The 5,748-nt window shown below is 57.6% G+C and carries 4 protein-coding genes; all 4 read right to left on the reverse strand.

All coding sequences use genetic code 11. From position 1 onward, the window contains the following. Positions 1-190: 190 nt before the first annotated feature. Positions 191-967, reverse strand: coding sequence for a DUF1190 domain-containing protein (locus ILT44_RS29720; RefSeq protein ID WP_307826743.1), 777 nt, complete (start codon positions 965-967; stop codon positions 191-193). Positions 968-2,753: 1,786 nt separating this feature from the next. After that, on the reverse strand, positions 2,754-3,398 hold the full coding sequence (locus tag ILT44_RS29725; protein ID WP_204243213.1) for a LuxR C-terminal-related transcriptional regulator: 645 nt from the start codon (positions 3,396-3,398) through the stop codon (positions 2,754-2,756). Next, entirely contained in the window at positions 3,398-4,723 is a 1,326-nt protein-coding gene (locus ILT44_RS29730) for a sensor histidine kinase (protein ID WP_204243214.1), read from the reverse strand. Before ILT44_RS29730 ends, ILT44_RS29725 begins: the two co-directional genes overlap by 1 nt. Positions 4,724-5,361: 638 nt before the next feature. Continuing rightward, positions 5,362-5,748: M10 family metallopeptidase C-terminal domain-containing protein (locus ILT44_RS29735; protein ID WP_204243215.1), on the reverse strand; the 387-nt coding region annotated here is incomplete at its 5' end.

The raw sequence follows: 5,748 nt of genomic DNA on the forward strand, positions 1-5,748 counted from the left end.
CAGTGCAATGCCCTGGTCAAGCGCGCCATGGCCAACGCGCTGCCCGGCTCAGTCGACGACCTGCATCGGCTCGCCCGCTGCGAGTTCGGCCGGCTGAAGCGTCACCCCGAGATGATCGTCCGCTTCTTCCGCCATGCAGGTCTTTCCGTTACCGGGATCCCGTGAAGATCATTAGTTGCCTAGTCTTTGCCTAACGCACGAAGCCGGGCAGCATTTTTGGCTCTGAGCTCGTCCGCGGGCTGAAGCGGTGTGCCTCGATTGCTTCATAAGGCTGCGCACCAACATCTCGCGCAGGCACAAAGAACTCGGCGCCGGTCGAGTTTGCCCCTGAGATCTTGCTGGTACGCCCCGGGAAGGCCTCACAGAACCGGATGCACCATGTCATAAGCTTGGGAGCCAAAAATGCAGGCGGAGGCTCAGACTCTCTCAGAAGAGGAACATCGACTGGGCCCCGGAGTGTCCACGTGGACGTATCTGACTGCCTTTGCGGCTTCTGCGATGCCGCCCACCGGATCTGTGCTTCCTGCTGCTTGACGGGCGAGCGAAAGTCCTGACGTTCCAAGACGGTTCGGCGGCCGAAGCTGACTGCTGGATGACTGCTTTCGAGCACAGGAACCACCATCCGGTCCTGCTCCGAACTGACGGTCACCTGCACGCCTTTCATGGCAGGCACATAACGAAGCGCCTTGGGATCGGGAGGCTCGGCAAAGCTGATGGCACAGTGACGGAACTGCTTTTCGCACTGCTCCTTTCCGTCGAAAACCGGAACATTGTCGTAGTACTCGGCCTCGGCATTGGCGAAGGCGTTGCGGCACTGGTCGGCGGACAAGAGACCCTCGGTCTGGCAGGTTCGACTTGTCACATAAAGGGCGGTCCGCGTCTCTGCTTGAAGAGGGAGCGCCAAGAGGACAAAGCCAGAAAGAGCGAGAGCCGCGTGGAGAACGGCCGTCCATCTGTACTGCATCATCAGCCTCCGTGGGCAGAGCAAAGGGTGAGGACGCTTCTTACAGATCAGCCAGACTGCTCTGGCCTGATTGCGCGATCGGCCACGCCGCGTGCCACCAGACAGTCTTTCATCCCGGCATTCGCCGCACCTGATTCCGAGGGTTCTAAGATGTGCGGCAGGGATCTGATGGGTGTCAAGATGATCTCTGGCAACATAGGGATGGAAATTGCCGACGAGATGTGGATGTTATCAGACAGATCTTCGATGGATCCCAGGTATCCCACTCAGTCACCTGCCTCAACACAACCTGCAGCCAGTTCGATTGAGCCCTACCCCGCCTTAGGAGGTTCGAGACGGTGTATGGTATGGATGGGCATACCTCCCGCTTGGTGTGCTGAACTGAACCACAACGGGCTCCCGTCGCAGATCCGCAGCCTCAAAAGCTTGGCCTCATAACACGCCGGAGGATCGCTTGGGAAAACTTGATCAGTGTCATTGGTCCTGATCAAATTATCCGTGTGCTGTGCTGCAGTCGCGTCTTGGTAGTTGTAAGATGTCAAGGGAGCTTTGCGGAGGAAGATCAGGCGGGTCGCACGTCCGTCGTGGATGCACCTGTCGAAGTCCGCATGGTCTTATACGGATAGAGCTTGGGATTCTGTGGCGATCCCAGGCGCCGTGCATGATTACGCGGAGGACAGGCTTCCGGAACTGTTGGCACGGGTCTTAAGCATACATGAGGATCAGGCAGGTAACGACTGCACTAATTGCAGCTGCGCAGATTAGGAAGGCCGCGTCATCCCATCTAGGGAGTGGTTCCTCGTGTCCGCTATAGTCGCTCATCATGAGCCCCCGAGCCGGTTCTATCCTGCAGCACTCTTCAGTTCACCATGAACTGTTACACGGCGTTGCTTGGAGCAGACACTACACCAGCGATCAACGCTCCGGGTAGGAAATCCCGCCGCAGGGTTAATACTAGGCTATTGAACAGTGACGAGCTGACCCACCAGAAGCTCTCCCCTTCACTCAGGGCCTCTTACTAAGCCAAACGCTTTTTCATGAGCCGGCGCCCTTACCTCTCCTCGAAGTACCCTCGTCGAATGACCGAGAAAGCGGAGGTGCTCTTTTCCCTGATATCCCTTTCGGCTGGAGTGTCCGAAAACCGAAGACGGGTTTGTTGAACCAGAGCTCGGCGTGCGCTCAAGCCAACTGGTGCGATGTTCTGACTCAGCCACCCGGCTTAGGGTAACAGGCTGACTACAATCAGCTGCTCGAATCAGATCTAAAGAAGCTATTGCAAATTACGTGTTTCGAGACTGGTTGTTTAAAGCACTCGCGACGTGTGTGGGGGCAGATACGGTGCGAGAATACGGGGATCATGGTCAGATCACAATCGATCTGCCATGATCCTTTTTCTTACGTACGCCCTGAGACATTTGGCCATTCATCTCTTGTACTCTTGCGTTGCAGTCACCTCATCGACAGAGCGCCAGCATAGTCTAACTTCCGCAGGGTCGCTTTACTTTTGGTTGTCGGCACTGCTTCTACCGGTTCTGCTGGGAGGAACTGACCGTGATAGCGTTCAGGTTAGATGATGCGCTGACACAGGCTAATGCGCGATTACTACCAAGCGGCGCTGATGCTCATGCATCGGCCCAGTCGCGCAGGCCGATGGACATGACATGCGCCCGACCGAAAACCCTGAATGAGTTTAGCCTTCATGACGCTTGGTACGCCGTCCTCTACGTTCCGTACCATGAGAAAGGGCTTGGGACGGGTAGAGCTGCGGCCTGCCAGCGGAGTTGTAGTCTCACGTTCCAGCAGCGGCGCGGCGATTCGCAAGCAGCGCTGCTTCGGTGCGGTTGCGGACCTGAAGCTTTTGAAGAAGATTGGTCATATAGTACTTCACGGTCCTTTCCGTGAGTTGGAGCTTTGTGGCGACCTCCTTGTTACTCAGGCCCTGCCCAATGAGTTGTAGAATCTGCTCCTGGCGGGGCGACAGTGTAGTTTCCTTATTTAGCGGCTGGGCGGTCTTCCTCCCAAGGTGAGCAAGGAGATGGCCCGCGAGACTGGGTGCTACGTAAGTCTCGCCGCTGTAGATAGCCCGGACAGTCCGCGCTAATTCTTCGCCCCCAGCCCCCTTGAGAAGATAGCCGCGCGCGCCGCTGTTTATTGCTTGGCAGACTTGATCCTCATCGATGACCACAGACAGAAACAGGACCCTTACGCCAGGATGTGCGGAGTTGATAGCAGTCACTGCGGACAAACCACTGCCCGGCATGTTCATGTCAAGCACCATCACGTGCGGCTGCACCTCCTGCGCGATGCGCACGGCATCCTCGGCGCACTCGCCTTGGGCAACGACACCAATGTCATCATGGCGGTTGAGCACGTGGACAACCCCCTCGCGGTAGAGCGGATGGTCATCGACCACGGCAACCCGGATCATGTTCATCAAAGTTCTCCGTATTTTACGGGCAGTATCGCTGAAAGTCGGGTCCCCATCCGTGGCATTCTGCCAATCACCAGCATCCCCCCGAGGCTCTCGATCCGGTCACGCAGTCCCTTGAGGCCTAGACCTGATGGCGCCCTCAATCGGTAATCCGAAGGATCGAATCCTGGGCCTTCGTCCTCTACTTCGACTGTGATCGTATCCTCCTCCGCCCACGCAGCTACTTTTTGACCCTTCCCGCCAGCGTGCTTGAATGCGTTGTTGAGTCCCTCTTGAATGAAACGACTCAGGCAGATCTTCACGAAATGCGGCACCTGCTCCGGCAGGTTCCTCGTTTGGAAGCGGACAGTTGTCCTCGTGCGTCGTTCATGGTCGCTTATTCCTTGAGCAAGCGCCTCCTCGAGGCTGGCATCTTCGATCTCAGGCATAGAAAGCCCAGCACAGAGCGCGCGAATATCCTTCATGGCGTCGGCGAGCGCCATTCGGATCGCGGCCACCTCCTCCTCAGGGGGCGCCGAGTGTTCCTTGGTGTCCTTTAAGGGGCGCAAAGCGTCCAGTCGGAGAAGGGCGAGGCCGATGAGTTGCGCTGGGCCATCGTGCAGATCGGCACCGAGCCGACGCAGAAAGCGTTGGTTGTCTTCGGTTGCGTGCTGTGCCGCTTCTTCGACGCGCCAGCGGAGCTGTTCGTTTTGCCGAAGCCGCTCTTCCAGCGTCGCCCTCTGCTGACTAATTGTGGCACTCCCCTGCGCCACGATCCAGAATAAGGCGAAGACAATGGCTCCGTGCACGCAGAGACTAGCCTGCAGGGCTTCCCACTTGGCTGCAGCAATAGCCTGCTTTAAGGGCGCACTTGGTCCATAGATCTCTGCGATGACGATGACTTTGCCATCGTGGTGGATCGGGGCCCAAATCTCAAGCAGAGAAGGACTGTCTGACTGATCCCGTAGGGTTTCACTCTGCCGATCTTCTTCAAACTCCACGGCAACTTTTCCGGAGGCCGCCGACAATATTGCCGCGTCTGGCGTGAATTTCTGACCGATGAGCTCCTTCTGGGTCGCGTAGACGATTTTTCCATCCGGCGTCCAGATCTTACCTGTGATCCCACCGCCAAACGTACTACCAGCGCGTTCAATGACATCGTCGAGTGTCTTGATTTGGGTCGCGGACAGCTGGGAGCCTTGAGCGAAGCTGCGGAATTGGGTTGCGATCAATATGTCGATGAACGTTGTGGTCGCTACCGCTGCATCGAACTTTGCACTCTCCTCGATTTTGCGTGAGACCCATGCGCCCTCGATAAAGGTGGCGAGGAGGAGAACAGTCGAACTCATGACTGTAAATTTCCACGCGAGGTTTAGCCGGTGCCACCACAATAGGGGCTTCAGTTCGTTCAGCAGCGGCAATATGCCTGAATGCATGGTGCCCTACGCCCCCGTCCCGTTGCAGCACGTTTCCGTATTGATGGACTATTGTGCAGTTAAACGGGGGCAATGACTATATGGACGGAAGGCCGATTTTCCTAAGACGATCGGGAAACAGGACCTCCTCCTTAAGTCCGACAATCGCCAGGACGTTGGTCTGAAAAGTGGCTTAGCCAATCCTCTCTTGGTGACGGCGCAGTCTCTACGATATCTCCGGATCGAGATGTTAAAAAGCTCTTCACGAGCAGTTGCAGAAGACAAATAGTGAGGTGAAAGTCATCCTTGTCTTAAGGTCATCAGCGGCAACTATCCTCTCTACCAGCATCCACAGCTTGCAGCTCGAGGGAATTCGGGATCGAGGCTTGTCCAGTGTTTCTAAAAAGAACGCGTGCAGCATTCGTTAGCGATTGTGAGGAAAGCTGGTGTGCGCGGCTCTGCGAAAGGGCAGATCGTAGAGAGGCCGTATGGTCTTGAGAAGTCAGACGACCGCCGCTGGCCGAGGCCGAAGCCGCCTCTGTTGAGGCGGCCCCGTCCTTCCAGTCACCGCATTAGACGAGCGGGTCCAGCCCGGTCACCGTGACCCCGTCCAGCACCACGATGTTGTCGGCGGTGAGCGTATGCAGGCCGCGGATATCGATCTTGAAGTCGGCCTGACCGTCACCGGTGACATCGCCCACCACATAGGTGTTGCCGTTGTCCTGGAAGTACTTCACCTGACCCGAGCCGACGGCGTTGCTCACCGCCCCCTGGCCCACCCACACCAGGCTCTGGTGCCCGGGCTGGGTGCTGGCGTCGACGGCGCTCAGGTCGAGCTTGTCGCTGCTGTCCCAGTCGGTGATCACGTCGCGCTCGGCCGCCCCGGGGCGGCTGTCGGCAACGCTGGTGAACACGAAGGTGTCCGCCCCCGCCCCGCCTGAGAGCGTGTCCTTGCCCAG

It is taken from the genome of Microvirga arvi (genome assembly GCF_016892765.1).
In the GTDB taxonomy this organism is placed as follows: Bacteria; Pseudomonadota; Alphaproteobacteria; order Rhizobiales; family Beijerinckiaceae; genus Microvirga; species Microvirga arvi.

What these genes read in the sequence shown, in the direction of transcription:
- ILT44_RS29730 (WP_204243214.1), bottom strand. Translation starts at nt 4,723, where the DNA reads ATGAGTTCGACTGTTCTCCTCCTCGCCACCTTTATCGAGGGCGCATGG.
- ILT44_RS29725 (WP_204243213.1), bottom strand. Translation starts at nt 3,398, where the DNA reads ATGAACATGATCCGGGTTGCCGTGGTCGATGACCATCCGCTCTACCGC.
- ILT44_RS29720 (WP_307826743.1), bottom strand. Translation starts at nt 967, where the DNA reads ATGATGCAGTACAGATGGACGGCCGTTCTCCACGCGGCTCTCGCTCTT.